This is a genomic window from Arthrobacter sp. Ms25 (assembly GCF_059090365.1).
In genome coordinates this window covers 61,749-81,471 of record NZ_JBNHFP010000005.1, presented here as the reverse complement: position 1 = coordinate 81,471, position 19,723 = coordinate 61,749, and the positions used below count along the sequence as shown (strand labels likewise).

The following is a 19,723-nucleotide window of genomic DNA, read 5'->3' as shown; positions in this document are numbered from 1 at the left end:
GGGGAACCGGTGCGCCGCAGCGCTCCGTAGGGCACACTGGTCGCGTGAACGCGATCCCCTGGGTGCTGCATGTCGACCTCGACCAGTTCATCGCCGCCGTCGAGGTGCTTCGGCGGCCGGAGCTGGCCGGCAAACCGGTGATTGTCGGCGGCCGCGGCGACCCGACCGAACGGGCCGTGGTGTCCACCGCTTCCTACGAGGCCCGCGCGTTCGGGGTCGGATCGGGTATGCCGCTGCGGATCGCGGCCCGGAAAGTGCCCGACGCCGTCATCCTCCCTGTCGATGCCGAGGCCTACCTTGAGGCCTCGGACGCGGTGATGGCCACGCTGCGCGCCCAGCCCGGCGCCGTCGTACAGGTCCTGGGCTGGGACGAAGCCTTCGTGGGCGTGGAGACGGAAGACCCGGACGCCTATGCCAGGCAGCTGCAGGCCGACGTCCTGGAGCGCACGCAGCTGCACTGCAGCGTCGGCATCGGCGACACCCTGATCCGCGCCAAGAACGCCACGGATTTCGGCAAGCCCGCCGGCGTCTTCCACCTCACCGCCGCGAACTGGCTGGACGTGATGGGCGGCCGGCCCACCAAGGAGCTGTGGGGTGTGGGCAGCAAGATCTCAGGGAGGCTGGCGAAGCTGGGCATTAATACTGTCGCCGAGCTCGCCGCGGTCGATCCGCAGGAGCTGGTCCCGGAGTTCGGGCCGAAGATGGGCCCCTGGTATGCCGAGCTGGGACGCGGGGACGGCAGCAGCACCGTGGATGACACCCCGTGGGTCGCCCGCGGGCACAGCCGCGAGACCACCTTCCAGCAGGACCTCACCGAGCCCGCCCAGGTGGACGACGCCGTGCGTGAGCTGGCCGCGCAGGTCCTGAAGGATGTGGCGGCGGAAGGACGGCCGGTCATCGGGCTGACCCTTAAGGTCCGATACGCGCCGTTCACCACCAAGACGCACGCGCGGAAGATCCCGGAGACGTTCGAGAAGGACGACGTCCTGGCCCGTGCCCTGGACCTCGCCGGGGCCATCGAGCCGGGCCGTCCGATCCGGCTGCTCGGACTGCGCGCCGAAATGGCGATGCCCGACGACGCGCGGAAGGGACATACGCCCACGCGCGGCGGGTGGTGAGGGGGCCGTGGGCTGGCGTCGGCCGCCTCCGCTCAGCCGTCCAGTTGAAGCGCAGTAGCCGTGACAGCCGAAACGCGCAGGAAATCGAGCTTGCATGCTGCCTCGGAACCCGCGGCGGCGGTGTAGGCGACTACGCGCAGATCCGTTCCGGCCACACTGAAGATGTCACAGTCGACTTCCACTTCGCCCACCGCAGGGTTGACCACCACTTTCATCTCGGACTGGTGCTCGCTCACGGCTCCGCTGTCCCACAACTCGCGGAACCGTGTACTGGACGCGGTCAGTTCTGCCACCAGTTCCCTTACGCCAGGATCCTGCGGATACCTGCCGTAGACCCGTCGTAGGTCGGATACCAAAGACGCTTCAAAGCTTTCCTGGCCACCCGGCGGGGCCACGAAACGGACTTCATTGCTGCCCAGGGGTTCACCCGCCACAAAGAGCGACTGCAGGACGTTGGGGCGTCCGTTGCCCGTCGGGCTGGGTTCCCCGAGGAGTGCGGTCCACAGCGGGCTCCACGTGAGCAAATCCCAGGATGCGGTGAACACAGCCACCGGCACCTCTCCCAGCCGCGCGACCAGCCGCTGCACACCAGGCGGGATGTGTGTGGGGACCAAGCCGGGACCGGGCGGCAGGAGCCCGGAAATGACGAAAAGATGGGTTCGTTCCGCTTCGCTCAGCTGTAGCGCACGGGCCAGCGCCGCCGCCACCTGGGCGGAGGGCCGGCGGGCCCGGCCCTGTTCAAGGCGCACCAGGTAGTCAACGCTCACGCCGGCCAGCTGGGCCAGTTCCTCCCGCTTCAGGCCCGGAGCGCGCCGGAACCCTACGACTGGCAGGCCGACGTCTGCCGGCCGCAGCCGGTCTCGCCAGGAACGAAGAAGGGCACCCAAGTCTGAATCCAACATGAAAGAAGTGTGCCAGCAGCCGCCGGGTTCTGGGTGGCACTGCCAATCCATACGCTGATGCGGGCCACGACACCGTCCTGCCGCAGGGAAAGGCTGGGGCCATGACAACAACACTGATTACCGGAGCCAACAAGGGCCTGGGTTATGAAACAGCACGCCGCCTCCTTGAGGCCGGACACACCGTATGGATGGGGGCACGCGATGAAATCCGCGGCCGTGAAGCGGCTGAAGCACTCGGCGGCACCTTCGTCCACCTTGATGTGACCGACGATTCCTCCGTTGAAGCCGCTGCCAAAACGGTGGCAGCCGCAGGAGGCCTGGACGTCCTGATCAACAACGCCGGCATTCCCGGACCCGGGGCTCCCGCAGAGGACCTCACGGCAGCGGATGCAGAGGCGGTGTACGGCACCAATGTGGTGGGCATTGTCCGCATGATGCACGCTTTCCTGCCGCTCCTGCGCGAGTCCGCCGAAGGAACGGTTGTGAACGTCACCAGCGGATTGGGTTCCTTTGACTCTGTGCACAATCCGGAGCGAATCGAATCCACCGTGGTGATGCCGCTGTACACGTCCTCCAAGTCCGCGGTCACCATGCTCACGGTGCAGTACGCCAAGGCGTTCCCGGAGCTCCGCATTAACACCGCTGACCCGGGCTACACAGCAACCGATTTCAATGGCCGGCAGGGAACCCAGACCGTCCGTGAGGGAACGGATGCCGTCGTCGAACTGGCCACCCGCGGCGGTACCGGCCCCACCGGCACCTTCATCGACCGGTCCGGCACTGCCCCCTTCTAGTACTACCTGCTCCTCAAGACCAGCTGCCCGGCCACGTTCCCACCAGGCCGGGCAGCTGCCCGGTGCTGTGCCCGGCCATTTTGACGCTGGGAGACGTCTTATGCCAAGGTCTACGCCGGACCCATCAGCCCGCGGCACTTTGCCAAGCTGAGTCAGCAAAGGACAACAATTCGTGACACAGCAAGCCGCCAGCCCCGGCTCGACGGTTCCGGCGCACGCCCCCGAACCCTCCTTCCACCACGAGGAGGAGGGCTACCACAAGGGACTGAAGCCCCGGCAGGTCCAGATGATCGCCATCGGCGGCGCCATCGGCACCGGTCTGTTCATGGGTGCCGGCGGCCGGCTGGCCACGGCCGGACCGTCGCTGGTCATCAGCTACGCCGTCTGCGGTTTCTTCGCCTTCATGATCCTCCGGGCCCTGGGCGAACTGGTGATGCACCGGCCCTCGTCCGGCTCCTTCGTCTCCTACGCCCGCGAGTTCTTCGGCGAAAAGGCAGCCTTCGTCACCGGCTGGATGTACTGGCTGAACTGGGCCATGACCGCGATCGTGGACATCACCGCCGTCGCCCTCTATATGAACTTCTTCCGGAAGTACTGGCCGCCGATCGCGGAGGTCCCGCAGTGGACCTGGGCCCTGGCCGCCCTGGTCCTGGTGCTGGGCCTGAACCTCATCAGCGTCAAGGTCTTCGGGGAACTCGAGTTCTGGTTCGCACTGATCAAGGTCGTGGCCCTGGTGTCCTTCCTGATCGTGGGCATCTGCTTTGTTATCTTCGGCACCCCGGTGGACGGCCAGCAGGTCGGCTTCAGCCTGATCTCGGACAACGGCGGCATCTTCCCCATCGGCCTGCTGCCCGCCGTCGTCGTGATGCAGGGCGTGTTGTTCGCCTACGCCTCGATCGAGCTGATCGGCACCGCCGCCGGCGAAACGGAGCACCCGGAAAAGATCATGCCCAAGGCCATCAATACCGTGATCGTGCGCATCGCGGTGTTCTACGTCGGCACCCTCGTGCTGCTTTCGCTGCTGCTGCCCTACAGCTCCTACCATGCCGGGGAAAGCCCGTTCGTGACGTTCTTCGGCTCCATCGGCGTGGGCGGCGTAGACGCCATCATGAACCTGGTGGTCCTCACGGCCGCCCTGTCCTCGCTCAATGCCGGCCTGTACTCCACGGGCCGGATCATGCGCTCCATGTCCGTGGCAGGCTCGGCCCCGAAGTTCGCTTCACGGATGAACAAGGCCGGCGTTCCCTACGGCGGCATCGCCCTGACCGCGGCCGTGGCCCTGCTCGGCGTCGTGCTCAACGCGGTCGTCCCGGCCCAGGCCTTCGAGATCGTCCTGAACGTCGCCTCCCTGGGCATCATCAGCACCTGGGCGGTGATCGTGCTGTGCCAGATGGAGCTGGCCAAGCGGGCGAAGCGCGGCGAGCTGGCGCGCCCGTCCTTCCGGATGCCCGGCGCGCCCGTCACCGGTTGGATCACCCTCGCGTTCCTGTTTGCCGTGCTGGTCCTCATGGCGTTCGACTCCCCGGTCGGCACCTGGACCGTGGCCTCCCTGGCGGTCATCATCCCCGCACTGATGCTCGGCTGGCGGCTCTGCCGCGACCGGGTCCTGGAACTCGCGGAAGCGCGCGACGCCGGCCGGTAACCTCCCGGGGTTGGAATGGACGGAGCCGGGCGACCTTCCCGTCAAACCACCCGTTCGCGCACTCAATCGGGTAATCTCGCTGCATCCTCGATCCACCCCGCTCCGCGTTGCCACCCACTTGCCGGATGAGCACCCTCCCTGCGGAAGGAACACCATGACGGATGTCAGCGAGCACCCCGCCCAGCCACCCAGCGATATGCCCGGCCTTTCGGACCCGCAATGGGAAAGACTCCTTTCTCTGGCCGCGCCTACGGATGTCACCGCCGGCGACTATGTCTTTCGTGCAGGGGATTTGAACTATCCGATGATCCTCGTGGAGTCAGGATCGGTTGAGATGGTGCGGGACCCGTTGTGGTGGGATGAAGAAACCGTGCTCAGCACCTCGGGGCCGCGCTCGTTTGCCGGTGAACTCGGACTGCTCAACGGGCAGGCGGCGCTCCTGTCGGCGCGGGTGAAGGAGTCCGGGCGCATCCGGCGGCTGGCCCGCGAGGACCTGCGGCTCGTCATGAACCAGGACGACGATCTCGGCGGCATTGTTCTGCACACCCTGTGGGAACGGCGCGAATCGCTTCGCCGAGGACCAGCGGCCATGACCCTGAAGTTCATCGGCACGGAAGCATCCAGTGAATTGCTGGCTCTTCGACGCTTCGCCGAGCGGCTGGATTTGATCCATACCGTCTTCGTCGTCCCGCCGAACGACATGGGCGTCCTCGATGGCCACGGCATCGAAGCCGGTGATCTGCCGGCAGCGCTCATCCAGGGCAAGCTGTTAACGCGTGCGACGCCGGGGGCTATCGCCGAGCGCCTCGGGTTGAGTTACCAGCCACACCATGAGGGCGCGACGGACCTGCTGGTGGTCGGCGGCGGACCTGCCGGGCTCGCCGCCGCCATCTACGCGGCGTCCGAAGGGCTGAGCACGGTGGTGCTCGACGCCGTCGCGCCGGGCGGCCAGGCGGCGTCGACCTCCCGCATCGAGAACTTCCTGGGGTTCCCCTTTGGCGTTGCCGGCGGAGACCTCATCCGCCAGGCGACACTGCAGGCGATTAAGTTCGGGGTCAGGATCTGGGCACCCTGCGATGCTGTGTCTCTCGAACCCCTCCATGACGGCCTGAAGCTCACGCTGGGTGACGGCGCCATCCTCCACACACGCACCGCATTGATTACCTCCGGTGCCGCCTACCGAAGTCTCGGCGTCCAAGGCTGGGCGGACTTCGAGGGGCGCGGCATCTATTACGCCGCTACGAGCCTTGAGGCGCGCCAGGTTGCCGGGCACCCCGTGGTGGTTGTGGGCGGAGCGAACTCAGCCGGCCAAGCTGCCCTCTATCTCTCATCCCACGGCTGCCCGGTCCATCTGGTGGTCCGGGGAACCGACGTGGGTGCGCGGATGTCCTCCTACCTGGTGGACCGCCTGCGGGAGGATTCCCGGATTTCCATCCATACCGAGTCGAACATCATCGGCTTGGACGGCGGCAGTGCCCTGGAGTCGGTCCGCATCGACACCGCCGGGCCCGTGCCTGCCCGCGGGCTGTTCTGCTTCATCGGCGCCGATCCTGCCAGTGCCTGGCTGCCCACGCTGGACAGGGACACTGCGGGCTTCATCCGCACCGGAACCGACATCGCCATCCAGTCCCTGGATCAATGGCAGCCGCTCGGCCGCGAACCGATGCCCTTTGAAACCTCCACCCCACGGGTTTTTGCGGCGGGCGACGTGCGCCACGGCTCCATGAAGCGCGTCGCGGCGGCGGTCGGCGAAGGCTCCAGCGCCGTCGCGTCCGTGCACCGTGCCCTGAGCGACCCGGCAAGTCCCCTTGCCCGGTCCACCGGCTCTCTCGCCGGCAGGAGCAGCTGACCGCCCCGTTCATCGACCGGAAACAGGACCGAAACTCCGCCTCGCTAGCTTGTTGGCACGAGCTACAGGAGGACACGATGAACAAAGCAACCGGGCGCGACGCCGCCGAGGTACTGACCAAGGCGCTGGGCCGCCGCGGGTTCCTGGGGGCCGCCGCAGGGATCGGCGCCCTGGCCCTCACCACCGGCTGCAGTGCGGCCCCGGGGGACGCCCCGGTGGCCGCCACCGGCACCGGCTCACCCGGTACCCCCGGCTCACCCGGCACCCCCGGCTCACCCGGCGCCGGGCACATCCTGCAGCCGCACACTGGGGACATCCCCGGCGACCACTACCTGGTCTCCAGCCCGGAAGACGTGCTCTGGGGGTACGTCCCGACAGTGCATGCGACGCCGACGGCGCGGATGAAGTCCGGCCAGACCATCACCATCGACGCCCTCTCGCATGAGGGGATCATGGAGGACCAGGGGCGGGATCCGGTGTCCTTCTTCGCCGGGCACGGGGTCGACGAGGACGGGGTGCTGCAGGACGCCGTCGACATTGCCGCCAATTACAGCCGCACCCCGCGCAACTTCGACGCCGACGGCCCGCACGTGGTCACCGGCCCCGTGGCGGTGGAGGGCGCGGAGCCCGGCGACGTACTCAAGATCGAAACCCTTGCCGCCGTGCCCCGGGTGCCCTACGGCGTCGTCTCCAGCCGGCACGGTAAGGGCGCGCTCGCACTGCAGCAGGGACCGGCCGCACCGGAGGGCATCACACTGGAGGAGGTCATGCCGCCGGCGGAGACGGACAACCGGTCCTCCGGGATACCCACGGACTACCGGAACGTCTCGGTCTTCACCGCGGTCGAGGACGGCAAGGGCGTAATGAGCAGCGGAGACCTGACCGTCCGTTTCCCGCTGCGCCCGTTCATGGGCATGATGGGCGTGGCCTTCGCCGAGACCAGCGGCCTCACCGACCCGGAAGCAAACTCGGTGCCGCCCACCCTCGGCGGCGGCAACATCGACATCCGGCATCTGGGCCCGGGGTCCACGCTCTATCTGCCGGTGAAGGCCGAGGGTGCGTTGTTCTACGTAGGCGACCCGCACATGGGGATGGGCGACGGTGAGGTGGCCCTGACCGCGATGGAGGGTTCGCTGCGCGGCACGTTCCGGCTGACCGTGTGCAAGCCCGGGTCCGGAGACGCGCCGGACCTGGCGCACCGGTATCCGTTCGCTGAAACCGCCGACGCCTGGATCCCCATCGGCTTGTCCGATCCCGACGGGCTGGCCGGCGGCGGAGTGAACAGCGACCTGAACGTCGCGATGCGCCGTGCCGTGGTCAACGCCCTGGACTTCCTCGAGCAGGAGAAGGGCATGGACCGGGCCGTGGCGTATGCCTATCTGTCCGCCGCTGCGGACTTCGCCCTCTCCCAGGTGGTGGACCGGACCGTGGGCGTGCACGGGCTGATCCGGAAGGCGGACTTCGGCTAGTACCTTTCCAAGGACCGCCGCCGCGTTGCGCCTTACAGCCGCACCGTCCCCTCGATGCAGCCGGTCACCTGTCCCCCGACCCAGATGTTCCCGTCGCGGAGAGTGATCTGCACCCGGCCCCGGCGTCCCAGGACCGTGCCCTGGGACGCCGTGTAGGGCGCCGTTGCCTGGTCGGTGTCGAGCAGCCAGCGGGCCAGCCCCGCGTTCAGGCTGCCGGTCACGGCGTCTTCCCAGACCGGGTCTCCGCCAACGAAGGCCCGCACCTCGAACCGGGTTTCCGCTGCCGGTTCGTGCGGTCCCACCACACCGATTTCCAGGTCGCCGGCTTTTCCCGGGTCGGGCCGCAGGGCCAGCACGTCCCGCGCCGAGGCGAGCCGGACCCCGATCCACCGGGGACCGTTCACCAGCCAGGAGGCGGCAAGAATGTCCTCCCGCTCGATGCCCAGGATTCCCGCTATCCGGGCGGTAAGGTCCTCGTTCACCGGCTCGTAGCGGATGAGGGGCGGAGCCTCAAAGGCCAGCTGGTCCCCCGCTACGTGAACCGGGACCAGCCCGGCTCCGCACTCCTGGATGAGGCTTCCGCCGGTCTTCGGCAATCCGCCGGCATCCAGCCACGCTTTCGCCGACCCCAGCGTCGGATGGCCGGCGAATGGCAGTTCCTCCTTGGCGGAGAAGATCCTCACCCGGTAGTCGGCCTCGGGGGTGGTCGGGGGCAGGAGGAACGTTGTCTCCGACAGGTTGGTCCAGGTGGCGAACCGCTGCATCTCCTCTACACTCAGGCCGTCGGCATCGTGAACCACCGCCAGCGGGTTGCCCCGGTACGGCTCAGGAGAGAACACATCGACTTCACGGTAGGGACGCACTTTCATGGCGCCACACTAACAAGGTCCTCCCGGCGGCTGCGCGTCCGTGAGCCGGCTGCAGCAGTCGCCGGCAGTCCCCGGGATTAGCCCGTGATCCCGGGCACTGCGCTGCGAACAGGGGAAGTTGTACGCTGGAATAGAGTCGATTTCCATCGGGTTGGATAGGTACGGACGGCTTTGCCTGCACGGGTGCAAATGGCCCCCATCCGGCTTGGCCCAGGCAACAGCGGCTGCGCTGCGACCATTCACGTTGAGAGGATAACGATGTCTCGTCTTACGTTGGGGAACATCTTCAAGGTCACTGTCGCGGTTTTCTTTTTCCCGTTCCTGCCGCTGCTGGTGCTGATGATCGGGGTCCGCAGGAAGAACGCGAAAGTGATCCTCGAGGGCGGCGCGTACGTTGCCCTTGTCCTGGCGGCCGCCGCCATTCTCCCCGTGAGCAGCACCCTGTTCCTGCTTGCCGCCTTTATCATTTTCGGGGTCATAGCCGTCTCCGGCATGCGGTCCTACATGCTGCGCGACCTGTGGCTGCACCCCAGGGTCCGCGGCTGGCAGCGCATGCCCCAGGGTCCGGCGTCGGGCCCGGAGCCTTCCTCAGTGTCCCCGGAAGGGGAGCAGGCCAGCCCGTCCACGCAGGATCTGTCGCAGGCGCTGGCATGGTCGGCCTCCCTCGCCCGGCAGAACAAGAACCGGCTGCCCTCGGAGGCATATGTCTCCGTCCTGGAAACCTGCCAGACGCTGGACGCCGTGATTGACGCCGAAGCACGCCAGCCGCTGGGCGACCCCCAGTTTGAGTATGAACTTTCCGCCACCGTACGCGACTACCTGCCCGGTGTCCTCCGCAGCTATCTGGCCGTTCCGCCCCGCATGCTCGAGACCAAGCAGGCCAGTGGAAGGACCCCCAATCAGGAGCTGGCCGAACAGCTGCAGCTCCTTGCGGGGCAGGCCGAGACGCTGCACTCCGGCCGCCACCGCCGGACCTCGGCGGAACTAACCACCTCGGGCAACTTCCTGCGGGAGCGGTTTGGGCACCGCCAAGGCGGTTTCGACTTCGGGATCAAGTAGCCGGCTGGGTTTCGGCCGCGGGCGGTGTCACGGGCCCTTCACTCCGCGGAGTCTTCCTGCCCGGCGTAGAAGTCACAGAACTGGTTCCTGGGAGCTGGAGCCGTACGCTGCTTGAAGCAATCCCCGGCTAAGCCCAGCCTCAGCCAACCGATCCAGCTCCGCGAAAGAGATGCCCATGGCACACCATGAAGTACCTGACATCTACAACCGTCTGTGGACTCCGCAGCATGAGCCCGTGCTGGTGATCAGCAGCGGCGACACCATCAGTTTTGACGTCAGGGATGCGGGCGACGGGCAACTGGAGGACTATCAAAACGGGGCTCCGGTCCCGGCCAGCGATCCTGCCCGGAGTTATCCGCTGCGGGGGCCGGTGATGGTGCACGGCGCGGAGCCCGGCGACTTACTGGAAATCGAACCGCTGGAGTTCACCCCGCTGGGCTGGGGGTTTACCGCCAGCCGTCCCGGCGCCGGTCTCCTGCCGGAGGACTTCTCCGAACCCTTCGTCTACAAGTGGGATCTTTCCACCGGACCCACCACAGCATTTTTGGACGTAGCGACCGTTCCCGTGCGGCCCTTCCTGGGCGTGATGGCCTGCACCCCCGCAACGGCAGAACCCCTCCCCGTGATGCCTCCGGGAAATTTCGGCGGCAACATGGACATCCGTGACCTGGTGGTTGGCACCAGGATCTTCCTTCCGGTCAGCGTCGCCGGAGCCAGGCTGATGTTCGGGGATCCGCACGCCGCCCAAGGGGACGGCGAAGTCTGTGTCACAGCCATCGAGGCGCCCATGAGCGGAGCGTTGAAAATAACCCTGCACAAGGGACGTTCCATCCCCTCACCGCAGTTCCAAACCTCGGGACCGCTCCGGCCCGGAATCGAGGACCGGGGGTATTACGCCACCACCGGAGTGGGGCCCGATCTTCACGAGGCCGCCAGGGAGGCGTTGAGGCACATGATCGAGCACATGTGCTTCACCTACGGCATCGAACCCCAGGAGGCGTACGTGCTCTCCTCGGTCATTGTGGACTTGAAGATCAGTGAAGTTGTTGATGCCCCCAATTGGATCGTCAGTGCCTACCTCCCGCTCTCAATGATGAACCGTTGACCGACGCCGGAGGCTCGTCAAGGACCACCTCGCCGGGGCCGGGAACGGGCTCCGCCACGTCGTTCAGCACCAGAGTTCCTCCTTGGTTCCTACCATTTGCCGTGCCTTGACGGCATCAGGCGCTGAGCCCGGCCAAACCCGACCCCGCCCCAACGTCAGCCCACATCACCAGAAGCTGGCCAGACGGATGGAGAAGAAGAAGGCCGCGCCGAAGACCGCCACGGCAGACACCCACAGGGCACCCTTCTGCAGGGGCCGGCTGCCCACATGGCGCCTTAGCCGCACGAGCGCCCAGACAAGCATCGCAACCGAGATCATCGGGAAGAGGAAGTACACCAGGCCCACGATGGAGCCCACCAGCAGCCAGATGTCGGCCCAGGGACGCGCCGGCGCTGCAGCGGGTGCAGGAGCGGGCGCGGGGGTGGCAGCAGCGGCGATCTGCTCTACCGGTCCGAATTCGGCGATAATGCGTTCCGCGGTCTGCTCCGAGGCGCCGTCCCGGGTGAGCGTCTCGGCAGCATACTCGCGCATCCCCTGGACTGTTTCTGCGTGCTCACGCGGATCGGCGCCGATCAGTGCGCGGTCCAGGTCCGCGAAGTATGCCTCCAGCAGTGCCGGCATCGGTTCAGTGGTGTTCATGAGGTCTCCTTGATCATGGTGGTGACGTCCGCGGCGAACGGTTGCCAGGTCTGGGTGAAGACCTCCAGGGCACTCTCACCCGCATCCGTGAGGTGGTAATAGCGGCGGGGCGGACCGACCGGCGACGGTTCAAGCGTGGTGGTGACCCACCCCTGCTGCCGTAGCCGTGAAAGCAGCGGATAGAGAGTGCCCCCGCTGCCGAACAGGACTTCCCGTTCTCCGAGGCGTTCGGCAATCTCCAGTCCGTACGCGGGTCCGGAGCGCAGGCAGGCGAGCACGCAATACTCCACGGCGCCCTTGCGAAGTTGAGTCAGGATCGACTCGACGGTTGGTGTCATGCACTGCACGCTACCAGTATCTTGCACTGCAAGCAACCCCTCGGGGACGCACCGTCTCGAATGACCCACCGGGTCACCTCGGCTTCACATTCAACGAGCTGTAGCCGCTGTCCTCCGGGAGCGGTCGCAGGACGGCCGACAGGGCGTTTTCAGTTCCCTTGTTCCGCGGAACGGCCGTGGGCCAGACCGGTGGGGATACCCAGGAATGCCGGTTTCGGTACGTTGCAGCACGACGACGACGGGTCAGCTTCCTGTGCCATCCCGCCGCAGGAGCCGGACTCCGCGGACGCGTCAGCGACCGGCGTATCGCAGCTGCCGGCGAGGTCACTGGAGCAGACTCCGGTTTCGGGCAGGACCAGCTGAACGTCGTCGGCGGCCTGCTCGTCCCCGGCCAATGCCGCGGCGATGGAGCGTACCTGCTCGTAGCCCGTGGCCATCAGGAACGTGGGGGCCCGGCCGTAGGATTTCATGCCCACGATGTAAAAGTCCCTTTCCGGATGGGACAGCATGCGGGCGCCGTGCGGTGCCACGGTGCCGCAGCTGTGGAATTCAGGGTCGATCAGCGGACCGAGCTCCCGCGGCGCCTCCACGGCGGGATCGAGGTCAAGCCGGATCTCGCGCAGCATGTCCAAGTCCGGGCGGAACCCTGTGGCCGGCACCAGCAGGTCCACGTCCAACTGCTGCTCGCCGGCGGGCGTGGTGGCGATGACAGCCAGGTTGTCAGCGGTTTTGAAGCCGGTGATGGTGAAAGAGGTGTGGAGTTCGATCCGGCGCTTTTCGACCAGGTTCCGCAGCTTACTGCCCAGCGCACCTCGGGCGGGCAGACCGTCCAGCTCCCCGCCGCCGTAGATGCCTGCGGCAGAGGCTCCGCGGATGGCCCAGCTGATCCGGGTGTCGGGTTCCTCCGCTGCTAGTTCGCCCAGGGCCAGCAGGGTGTTTGCCGCCGAGTGCCCCGCACCGACCACCAGGACGTGCCGGCCCGCGAACCGGGCGCGGTCGCGGACGGTGACGTCGGGCAGGGGTCCAGTGATGAGCCCGGCACGGACGGCCTCGGCTTCGCCCACGGCAGGCAGTCCGGCGAACCCCAGCGGATTTGGGGTTTTCCAAGTTCCGGAGGCATCGATGACAGCCCGGACCCGGTAATCGGTGACCGCTCCGCGGGCATCTTCGGTCCGGATCAGGAATGGGGCTGTGTCCCGGCCCCCGGTCCGGGTCTTATCCAGACCCTCCCGGCTGACTGCAAGAACCCGGGTGGAGGTGTGCAGTGCCGCGGCCATCGCCGGAACGGCTGCCAGCGGCTGCAGATACTGCTCCCGCAGTTCGGCGCCGGTAGGCAGGGTTTCGGCGTCCGGTTCCTTCCATCCGGTGGCGGCGAGCAGCCGGCGGGCGGCGGCGTCGACGTCGTACCGCCATGGCGAGAACAGCCGGATGTGGCTCCAGGCTTCGACGGCGGCGGCCGGTGTTCCGCCGGCTTCGAAGATGATCGGGGCCAGACCGCGTTCGAGCAGTTCTGCGGCGGCGGCCAAACCAACGGGACCGGCACCGATCACGGCGACAGGAAGGGAGGAATTCTCCGACATGGGTGCGACCTTCATGCGTGGGTTACTCAACGGAAAGCAGGTCGTCGACCAGCGCGGTGATCCGCACCTTGATCTCATCGCGGATGGGCCGGACGCCGGAGACACCCTGCCCGGCGGGATCCTCGAGTTTCCAGTCTTCGTAGCGTTTACCGGGGAAGATCGGGCAGGCGTCACCGCAGCCCATGGTGATGACGACGTCGGACTCCTGCACAGCCTCGGTGGTGAGGACCTTGGGCAGCTCGGCAGACATGTCGATGCCGTCCTCTGCCATGGCGGCGACGGCTGCGGGGTTGACCGTGTCGGCCGGCGCGGAGCCGGCGGAACGGACGTCGATCCGCCCCTCCCTGAGGGCGCGGAGGTAGGCGGCGGCCATCTGCGACCGTCCGGCGTTGTGCACACAGACGAAGAGAACGGAGGGCTTGGCGGTTTCGGTGCTGGCGGTCATGACGTTGCCTTTCCTGTAGCGGTGGGGACGGGGGCCGCGGCGGGCCAGTATTTCTTCTGCACCCGGAGGGCAACGTAGACGAGGGCGACCAGGGCGGGAACTTCAATCAGCGGTCCGACGACGCCGGCCAGGGCCTGCCCTGAGGTCACACCGTAAGTGCCGACCGCCACGGCGATAGCCAGTTCGAAGTTGTTCCCTGCGGCGGTAAAGGCCAGCGTGGCAGTGCGGGCGTAACCCAGGTCCAGGAACTTGCCCAGCAGCATTCCGGCCCCAAACACCACCATGAAGTACACCAGCAATGGAAGCGCGATCCGGGCGACGTCGAGCGGATTCGAAGTGATTTCATCCCCCTGCAGGGCGAACAGCAGCACTATGGTGAACAACAGTCCGTACAAGGCCCAAGGCCCCAGCTTCGGCAGAAACGCGGTCTCGTACCAGTCCCGTCCCCGGGCGCGTTCGCCGAGGGTACGGGTGAGGAAGCCGGCCAGCAGCGGGATGCCCAGGAAAGCCACAACACTTGCGGTGATGGCCCAAAAGGAGAAGTCGGCGCTGGTGGTTTCCAGTCCGAGCCAACCGGGCAGGACCTGCAGGTAGAACCAGCCGAGGGTGCCGAAGGCAAGGACCTGGAACACGGAGTTGATCGCTACCAGGACGGCGGCCGCCTCGCGGTCCCCGCACGCCAAGTCATTCCAGACCATCACCATGGCGATGCACCGGGCAAGGCCAACGATGATCAGCCCGGTGCGGTATTCGGGTAGATCCGGCAGGAAGATCCACGCCAGCGCGAACATAAGCGCCGGTGCAGCCACCCAGTTCAGGATCAGTGACGTGACCATCAGCTTCCGGTCCGCGACGACCCGGCGCGTTTCGTCGTAACGGACCTTGGCCAGCACCGGGTACATCATCACCAGCAGGCCGACGGCGATGGGCAGCGACACATTGGCGACCTTCACTGAGTCCAGCGCGGGTCCGATACCGGGCACGAAACGGCCCAGCAGCAAACCGGCGGCCATGGCGGCGACGATCCAGACCGGGAGGAACCGGTCCAGCGTCGAGAGCCGGGCGGTGACCGAGGCGGTCTGCAGTGGTGCGGTGGACGTGCTCAACGTGGCTCCTGGGCGGGACGGATATTGACGAAGATCGATGTTCTTCGATATCGAGTATCACTACATATATCGATACCTGTCAATCTGTGCATAATGGGGAGGTGACCACTGCACCGACCGTTCCCGTTCCGGCTGCCGACGCCTGCTGCACCCCGCTCACCTCCGAGCCGCTCAGTGCCGAGGACGCCCAGCGCTTCGCGCAGCTGCTCAAAGCCGTGGCAGAGCCGACCCGTCTGCGTCTGGTCTCCCTGATCGCGGCCCAGGACAACCAGGAAGCCTGTGTCTGCGACCTCACGGAACCCGTGGGATTGGGCCAGCCCACCGTTTCCCACCACCTGAAGATCCTGGTGGATGCCGGTATCCTGCACCGCGAAAAGCGGGGCGTCTGGGCTTACTACTCCATCGTTCCGGGCGCGCTGGAACGGGCTGCCGCGGTCCTCTCACCCCGATAGGGGCCGCCGAGCGCTCGGACTCGCGAGAGGTTGCGCGCTGGGACCACCAATTCCCGACCGCCACTTCGAACCCGCGTAATCCCCGTGAAAAGAATCCGCCCGCAGCGTTGATACCGCCGCAGACTGCACGCATACTCGGAGCGAAGCAACACAGTGGATGCACCGCTGCCGCTGGGTGCCCCAGCTGCAGGAAACCACATGGGGGGATGCAATGACGCTGAAAAACCGGATTGCCGTGGGGGCGCTTCTCCTCGGAGCGTGCACGGCCTGCACTGCGGACAAGCCGTCCGCCGAATTGCCCTCGTACGGCTCCCTGGAAGAAGCCCGGCAGGCGGTGTCCGGGCAGCTCGACTGCCGCGAGGATCCGCCTCCGCCTACCGATGTCATGGGCAGCAACGGACAGATTCCGGCCGAATCCGTGAAGTGCACGCAAACCGTGGAAATCTTTTTCTTTGACACCCCGGAGGCACGGGACGACACCTTCACACTGCTGGCCGACACGGCGGCATCCGAGGGGTCCGTGTACTTTGCCGAAGGCGAGAACTGGTTTGTCGTGGACTACTCGGAGGTCGGGGTCGGGTCCGCAGAGTCCGAACCCGCGGACCTGTCCGCGTTGTCTGAACCTTTGGGCACAGAATTCACCGAGGTGAAATGAGGGCCGGCACGCCCCCTCAGGTCCGCTCCCACCCGTCCAGCGCCGTAGTGATGCTTTCCACCACGCGCTGAAAGCTGCGGTCCAGGTCCTGGGGCAGCGCGTAGCTGCCGCCGGTTTCCAGGGACACGAAGCCGTGAAGCGCCGCTCGGAGGAAACGGATGGCGTCAATAGCGTCGTCGTCGGCCAGCCGGTAGCCCGCCAGGACGCCGGACATGACCGTCAGGAATGACTCCGCCACCTCTGCTTCCTTCGGGTCGCGGCTGTCCACGGGCAGCATTGCCAACGGGTACTGGCCGCGGTGCGCCAGTGCCCACGCACGGTAGGCATCGGCGATACTCCTGACCGCGTCGTCCCGCGAGCGCCCGATCGCGGCCTGCGCAATGGCCTGGGTAAGGGAGCGCTTTGCCTGCAGGGTTACCCCGCGCTGAAGCCCCGGCATGCCATCCACGTGCTTGTAGAGCGAGGGAACGCGGACACCGAAGCTCTCTGCCACTGCGGCGAGATTCAGGCTGCCGCCGTCGTCGAGCATCTGCCCCGCCCGCTCGATGACGGCCGGCGTCGTCAGTCCCGCCCTAGGCATGGTCGGCCCGGCTTTCCGCGGCGCCGAGGACGCGGGCGAGGAACGGCAGCGTCAACGCAACAAGTTCGTCCGGCGTCTGGGCGTGCGGGTAGTGGCCGGCGCCGTCGATCACGGCAAGGGCGCCCCGCCCGGCGGGAAGGCCGGCGAGGATCCGCTCGCCCTCCGCGCGGGGATCCGCCCAGTCCGGGTCAGCGCTGCCCTGGATCACCAGGACGGGACTGCCGACGTCGGCCAGCCGGGCTCCGGCGTCGGCGGGCGTGGTCTTCATCATCGCCTGCAGGACCGACATGCGCGCCGGGTCCTGCAGCGCTGCCGCGATCTGCGCGCGTTCCTCCGCCCAGTCGGCGGGCTTTACGGGGATGGCGATGTCCAGGTACTGCAGCCAATGGGCGATGCTTCCGCGGAGCATGGTCAACAGCAACTGCAGGGAGGCGGCCCGGTAGCGCTTGACGCGGACCATGCCGCCGAAGTCCATGGACTGCTTGCGCGTGAAGGGCGCAATTTCGACGACGCCGGCAATCAGGCCGGGCGCATCGGCTGCGGCGATGGTCGCGGCGCCGCCGCTGATCGACTGGCCCACGACGACGGCGGGGCCGCCGAGGTGCTGAACCAGCGCGACGAGGTCCCCGGCAATATCGGTGCGGCTGTAGCCGGCCCAGCCGGTGCTCGATTCGCCGCAGCCGCGGATATCCAGGTTCGCCACCCGGTAGCCGGCGGCGACCAGCGCCGGCACCACGAAGCGGTACGAGCGGCGGCTGTCGCCCATGCCATGCGCGAGGACCACGAGGGGCCCGTCCCCTGTGAGGTCGTAGGCGAGGCGGTTGCTTCCAATGCTCAGATACTCAGTCATGATGCCCTCCAGGCACTCGGTGATGAGCTAAAGCTAACAGTATTAGCCAAAAAGCACAATAGGTTAGCTTTAGTCACAGCACCGTCGTCAGCGCCGCGGGGCTGGCCAGGAACGTCAGGGTCGCGGACGAACTGGCTGCCTCGATGTGGCGGAGGTTCGCCCGCCGCGCTTCTTCCGTCGACGTCGTTTGTACTGCGAGTTGAACGGCGGACGGGGAGCGCCAAACCGGTTCCCGCTCCAGTACCGTCCGCCGATCAGGATGCTGGGCTGTGCCGATTCCGAGCAACACCGTGGCGCAGGCAGCATTGATCAGCCCCAGCCGCTTTCCGCCCGGGTAATTACCCTCGCTGTCGGGCTTCCGCTTGTGCTTGGGAGCAAACGGCGCTCCGTTGCGCGGCCCCAGCCAGAGATATCCCCCTGCCATACTGCCGATCAGGAATCCCAGGAACCAGGGACCGGCAGCAGGAACACCCAGGACATGGTGGTTGTCCATGGGGATCAGCGTCCAGAAATTCACCAGCAGTGACGAGAGCATCACATTGAAGGCCCTGACTGACTGGGAAGCGATCCGCCACACGAGGACCGCATAGACCGCACCGATGCCCAGAAACAGTGCGGCTTCCGGCAGCACGCCGTTGGCGAACCAGCCGAACATCGCCAGCACCAGGACAATCATGCCTGCGCGGGACATCAGCAGGTATCGCTGGTCCTTCGTCTGCTTTTGTTTCTTTTCTTCGGCGACACTCACGCTCCAATCGTAGGTACGGGGAATGAGTCCCGACCGAAGCGTGCACGGCAACTGTCCGGGTTGACCCTGCCGTACCGACGCTGTCCCTGCTCCCGGCGGACACACGACTCAGTGACCTGCATTACAGTTTCAAGGGATTCCCTTACTGGCCAGCAGCTTACGGAGATGCGATGCCCGACTCTGAAATGCGTTCAAAGACCCTCGAGTACTCCCCCGCGGAGCACGACCTCACACGCGTGTTCTCACGGACCGGACTGGAGCATCTGCAGGCCATGGCCGCCGGCGAAGTTTCCGGCCCGCCGATCAGCAGCCACGTCGGGCTGCAGCTCGTCAGCGTGACCGAGGGCGACGTCGTGATGACCGCGGAACCTGACGAATCGCACTACAACCCGATCGGCTCCGTCCACGGCGGCTTTTTCGCCACCGTCCTGGACTCGGTCTGCGGCTGCGCCGTGCACTCGACGTTGCCGGCCGGTGTCGGCTACACCAGCCTCGAACTCAAGGTGTCCTTCCTGCGGCCCGCCACCGTGGACACGGGCACCGTCACCGCCCACGGATGGGTGACCAAGGCCGGGCGCAACGCTGCGTTTGTGGAAGCGGACCTGCGCGACGCCGCCGGCCGGGTTCTTGCTACCGCGTCAAGCACCTGCCTAGTAGTTGGGCCCGGAGCCGCGGGGTAGCTGAGCGGCCCGCTGGTTACATCAGCACACCGCCGGAGACCTCGATGCGTTCCCCCGTTGCCCAATGGAACTCGGGTGACACCAGGGCGGTGATCGCGTCGGCAATGTCCTCCGGTTCACCCACCCGTCCGAGCGCGGTTTGCGCGGACAGAGACGTGCGCATGTCCTCGCTGTCGCGCATGGCCCCGCCGTTGAAGTCGGTTGCGGTGGGCCCGGGCGCGATCGAGTTGATCCGGATGCCGCGCGGGCCCAGTTCGACGGCGAGGCTGCGGCTGAGCGCCTCGATGGCCTTCTTCGAGGCGGCGTAGACGGAGGTCGCCGGGCTGACATGCCGGCTGAGCGAACTCGAGACGTTCACGATGCTTGCTCCCTCCGCCAGGTGGGGCAGGAAAGCCTGTAGGACGAATAGCGGGCCGCGGACGTTGACGGCAAACGTGGTCTCGAAGTCTTCTGCGGTGATGGCACCCAGCGGTGCGAACAGTCCCACCCCGGCGTTGTTGACCATGACATCGATAGCGTCGGCGTCCCATGCCTGGCCAATGCCTTCGAGCACGGCAACGCGTGCCGCCTCGATCGACGCCAGGTCGGCAACATCCAGCGCGACCGGGATGGCTTCGCCGCCCGAGTCGCGGATTTCGTCCACGATGTCGGTCGCACCGTCCCGGGACGCGGCGACGATGTTGATCTTGTTCCGGCCCAAGGCGAGCGCGGTGGCTCGTCCCAGTCCGCGGTTGGTTCCGGTCACGAGGGCAATGCGGGTCATGGCGTCTCCTATAAGTAAATGAATACTTACCGATAAGCTAATGTCCGGGCGCAGGCCCGTCAATACCTACCGAGAGGAAA

The 19,723-nt window shown here is 66.7% G+C and carries 21 protein-coding genes; 10 read left to right on the top strand and 11 right to left on the bottom strand.

Annotated elements, in window-relative coordinates:
* Nucleotides 1-44 precede the first annotated feature (44 nt).
* The gene (locus tag AC5RT8_RS14955) at nt 45-1,118 is read left to right on the top strand and encodes a DNA polymerase IV (protein ID WP_494096508.1); all 1,074 of its coding nucleotides are present in this window, start codon (nt 45-47) and stop codon (nt 1,116-1,118) included.
* 32 nt (nt 1,119-1,150) lie between these two features.
* Here AC5RT8_RS14955 and AC5RT8_RS14950 read toward each other — a convergent pair whose 3' ends face one another.
* The gene (locus tag AC5RT8_RS14950) at nt 1,151-2,020 is read right to left on the bottom strand and encodes a helix-turn-helix domain-containing protein (RefSeq protein ID WP_494096507.1); all 870 of its coding nucleotides are present in this window, start codon (nt 2,018-2,020) and stop codon (nt 1,151-1,153) included.
* Between the two features lie 101 nt (nt 2,021-2,121).
* Between AC5RT8_RS14950 and AC5RT8_RS14945 the strand changes: the two genes are divergently transcribed.
* The 4 genes from AC5RT8_RS14945 to AC5RT8_RS14930 all read left to right on the top strand — a co-directional run bounded on the left by AC5RT8_RS14945 (nt 2,122) and on the right by AC5RT8_RS14930 (nt 7,774).
* Nucleotides 2,122-2,814 carry an SDR family NAD(P)-dependent oxidoreductase gene (locus tag AC5RT8_RS14945; RefSeq protein WP_494096506.1) on the top strand — a complete coding sequence of 231 codons (693 nt, stop codon included), beginning with the start codon at nt 2,122-2,124 and terminating at the stop codon, nt 2,812-2,814.
* 172 nt (nt 2,815-2,986) lie between these two features.
* Complete coding sequence (locus AC5RT8_RS14940; protein ID WP_494096505.1) at nt 2,987-4,456, top strand: amino acid permease; 1,470 nt, start codon at nt 2,987-2,989, stop codon at nt 4,454-4,456.
* A gap of 154 nt (nt 4,457-4,610) precedes the next feature.
* Entirely contained in the window at nt 4,611-6,305 is a 1,695-nt protein-coding gene (locus AC5RT8_RS14935; protein ID WP_494096504.1) for an FAD-dependent oxidoreductase, read from the top strand.
* A 77-nt stretch (nt 6,306-6,382) separates the two neighbouring features.
* Complete coding sequence (locus AC5RT8_RS14930; protein ID WP_494096503.1) at nt 6,383-7,774, top strand: acetamidase/formamidase family protein; 1,392 nt, start codon at nt 6,383-6,385, stop codon at nt 7,772-7,774.
* A 32-nt stretch (nt 7,775-7,806) separates the two neighbouring features.
* Here AC5RT8_RS14930 and AC5RT8_RS14925 read toward each other — a convergent pair whose 3' ends face one another.
* The gene (locus tag AC5RT8_RS14925; RefSeq protein ID WP_494096502.1) at nt 7,807-8,643 is read right to left on the bottom strand and encodes a PhzF family phenazine biosynthesis protein; all 837 of its coding nucleotides are present in this window, start codon (nt 8,641-8,643) and stop codon (nt 7,807-7,809) included.
* 258 nt (nt 8,644-8,901) lie between these two features.
* On the opposite strand from AC5RT8_RS14925, the gene AC5RT8_RS14920 reads away from it, so the two are divergent.
* Both AC5RT8_RS14920 and AC5RT8_RS14915 read left to right on the top strand, forming a co-directional pair.
* Nucleotides 8,902-9,702: a hypothetical protein gene (locus AC5RT8_RS14920; protein WP_494096501.1), complete on the top strand. Its 801-nt coding sequence runs from the start codon at nt 8,902-8,904 to the stop codon at nt 9,700-9,702.
* A gap of 175 nt (nt 9,703-9,877) precedes the next feature.
* Nucleotides 9,878-10,807: an acetamidase/formamidase family protein gene (locus tag AC5RT8_RS14915; RefSeq protein ID WP_494096500.1), complete on the top strand. Its 930-nt coding sequence runs from the start codon at nt 9,878-9,880 to the stop codon at nt 10,805-10,807.
* 165 nt (nt 10,808-10,972) lie between these two features.
* On the opposite strand, the gene AC5RT8_RS14910 is transcribed toward AC5RT8_RS14915, so the two are convergent.
* From AC5RT8_RS14910 to arsB, 5 genes are all read right to left on the bottom strand, one after another.
* The gene (locus AC5RT8_RS14910; protein WP_494096499.1) at nt 10,973-11,446 is read right to left on the bottom strand and encodes an HAAS signaling domain-containing protein; all 474 of its coding nucleotides are present in this window, start codon (nt 11,444-11,446) and stop codon (nt 10,973-10,975) included.
* On the bottom strand, nt 11,443-11,784 hold the full coding sequence (locus AC5RT8_RS14905) for a PadR family transcriptional regulator (protein WP_494096498.1): 342 nt from the start codon (nt 11,782-11,784) through the stop codon (nt 11,443-11,445). Before AC5RT8_RS14905 ends, AC5RT8_RS14910 begins: the two co-directional genes overlap by 4 nt.
* A gap of 149 nt (nt 11,785-11,933) precedes the next feature.
* On the bottom strand, nt 11,934-13,364 hold the full coding sequence (locus AC5RT8_RS14900; RefSeq protein WP_494096497.1) for an NAD(P)-binding domain-containing protein: 1,431 nt from the start codon (nt 13,362-13,364) through the stop codon (nt 11,934-11,936).
* A gap of 22 nt (nt 13,365-13,386) precedes the next feature.
* Entirely contained in the window at nt 13,387-13,809 is a 423-nt protein-coding gene (locus AC5RT8_RS14895) for an arsenate reductase ArsC (protein ID WP_494096496.1), read from the bottom strand.
* Nucleotides 13,806-14,915: an ACR3 family arsenite efflux transporter gene (gene arsB / locus AC5RT8_RS14890; protein WP_494096495.1), complete on the bottom strand. Its 1,110-nt coding sequence runs from the start codon at nt 14,913-14,915 to the stop codon at nt 13,806-13,808. The genes AC5RT8_RS14895 and arsB overlap by 4 nt, the downstream gene beginning before the upstream one ends.
* A gap of 101 nt (nt 14,916-15,016) precedes the next feature.
* On the opposite strand from arsB, the gene AC5RT8_RS14885 reads away from it, so the two are divergent.
* Nucleotides 15,017-15,367: an ArsR/SmtB family transcription factor gene (locus tag AC5RT8_RS14885; protein WP_494096494.1), complete on the top strand. Its 351-nt coding sequence runs from the start codon at nt 15,017-15,019 to the stop codon at nt 15,365-15,367.
* Between the two features lie 211 nt (nt 15,368-15,578).
* On the top strand, nt 15,579-16,022 hold the full coding sequence (locus AC5RT8_RS14880) for a hypothetical protein (RefSeq protein ID WP_494096493.1): 444 nt from the start codon (nt 15,579-15,581) through the stop codon (nt 16,020-16,022).
* Nucleotides 16,023-16,038: 16 nt separating this feature from the next.
* Here the strand turns inward: AC5RT8_RS14880 and AC5RT8_RS14875 are convergent, their stop codons facing one another.
* The 3 genes from AC5RT8_RS14875 to AC5RT8_RS14865 all read right to left on the bottom strand — a co-directional run bounded on the left by AC5RT8_RS14875 (nt 16,039) and on the right by AC5RT8_RS14865 (nt 18,200).
* Nucleotides 16,039-16,602: a TetR/AcrR family transcriptional regulator gene (locus tag AC5RT8_RS14875; protein ID WP_494096492.1), complete on the bottom strand. Its 564-nt coding sequence runs from the start codon at nt 16,600-16,602 to the stop codon at nt 16,039-16,041.
* Entirely contained in the window at nt 16,595-17,452 is an 858-nt protein-coding gene (locus AC5RT8_RS14870; protein WP_494096491.1) for an alpha/beta fold hydrolase, read from the bottom strand. The genes AC5RT8_RS14875 and AC5RT8_RS14870 overlap by 8 nt, the downstream gene beginning before the upstream one ends.
* Before the next feature lie 73 nt (nt 17,453-17,525).
* Nucleotides 17,526-18,200, bottom strand: a complete 675-nt coding sequence (locus AC5RT8_RS14865; protein ID WP_494096490.1) for a hypothetical protein — start codon at nt 18,198-18,200, stop codon at nt 17,526-17,528.
* Nucleotides 18,201-18,370: 170 nt separating this feature from the next.
* On the opposite strand from AC5RT8_RS14865, the gene AC5RT8_RS14860 reads away from it, so the two are divergent.
* Nucleotides 18,371-18,880, top strand: coding sequence for a PaaI family thioesterase (locus tag AC5RT8_RS14860; protein ID WP_494096489.1), 510 nt, complete (start codon nt 18,371-18,373; stop codon nt 18,878-18,880).
* 16 nt (nt 18,881-18,896) lie between these two features.
* On the opposite strand, the gene AC5RT8_RS14855 is transcribed toward AC5RT8_RS14860, so the two are convergent.
* Nucleotides 18,897-19,643 (bottom strand): SDR family NAD(P)-dependent oxidoreductase, encoded by a 747-nt coding sequence (locus tag AC5RT8_RS14855; RefSeq protein WP_494096488.1) that lies wholly within the window; start codon nt 19,641-19,643, stop codon nt 18,897-18,899.
* Nucleotides 19,644-19,723: the final 80 nt, after the last annotated feature.

Coding starts and splice junctions, on each gene's coding strand:
- AC5RT8_RS14920 (WP_494096501.1), top strand. CDS start 8,902: ATGTCTCGTCTTACGTTGGGGAACATCTTCAAGGTCACTGTCGCGGTT.
- AC5RT8_RS14855 (WP_494096488.1), bottom strand. CDS start 19,643: ATGACCCGCATTGCCCTCGTGACCGGAACCAACCGCGGACTGGGACGA.
- AC5RT8_RS14870 (WP_494096491.1), bottom strand. CDS start 17,452: ATGACTGAGTATCTGAGCATTGGAAGCAACCGCCTCGCCTACGACCTC.
- AC5RT8_RS14930 (WP_494096503.1), top strand. CDS start 6,383: ATGAACAAAGCAACCGGGCGCGACGCCGCCGAGGTACTGACCAAGGCG.
- AC5RT8_RS14875 (WP_494096492.1), bottom strand. CDS start 16,602: ATGCCTAGGGCGGGACTGACGACGCCGGCCGTCATCGAGCGGGCGGGG.
- AC5RT8_RS14915 (WP_494096500.1), top strand. CDS start 9,878: ATGGCACACCATGAAGTACCTGACATCTACAACCGTCTGTGGACTCCG.
- AC5RT8_RS14860 (WP_494096489.1), top strand. CDS start 18,371: ATGCCCGACTCTGAAATGCGTTCAAAGACCCTCGAGTACTCCCCCGCG.
- AC5RT8_RS14900 (WP_494096497.1), bottom strand. CDS start 13,364: ATGTCGGAGAATTCCTCCCTTCCTGTCGCCGTGATCGGTGCCGGTCCC.
- AC5RT8_RS14925 (WP_494096502.1), bottom strand. CDS start 8,643: ATGAAAGTGCGTCCCTACCGTGAAGTCGATGTGTTCTCTCCTGAGCCG.
- AC5RT8_RS14910 (WP_494096499.1), bottom strand. CDS start 11,446: ATGAACACCACTGAACCGATGCCGGCACTGCTGGAGGCATACTTCGCG.
- AC5RT8_RS14945 (WP_494096506.1), top strand. CDS start 2,122: ATGACAACAACACTGATTACCGGAGCCAACAAGGGCCTGGGTTATGAA.
- AC5RT8_RS14935 (WP_494096504.1), top strand. CDS start 4,611: ATGACGGATGTCAGCGAGCACCCCGCCCAGCCACCCAGCGATATGCCC.
- AC5RT8_RS14950 (WP_494096507.1), bottom strand. CDS start 2,020: ATGTTGGATTCAGACTTGGGTGCCCTTCTTCGTTCCTGGCGAGACCGG.
- AC5RT8_RS14880 (WP_494096493.1), top strand. CDS start 15,579: ATGACGCTGAAAAACCGGATTGCCGTGGGGGCGCTTCTCCTCGGAGCG.
- AC5RT8_RS14905 (WP_494096498.1), bottom strand. CDS start 11,784: ATGACACCAACCGTCGAGTCGATCCTGACTCAACTTCGCAAGGGCGCC.
- AC5RT8_RS14895 (WP_494096496.1), bottom strand. CDS start 13,809: ATGACCGCCAGCACCGAAACCGCCAAGCCCTCCGTTCTCTTCGTCTGT.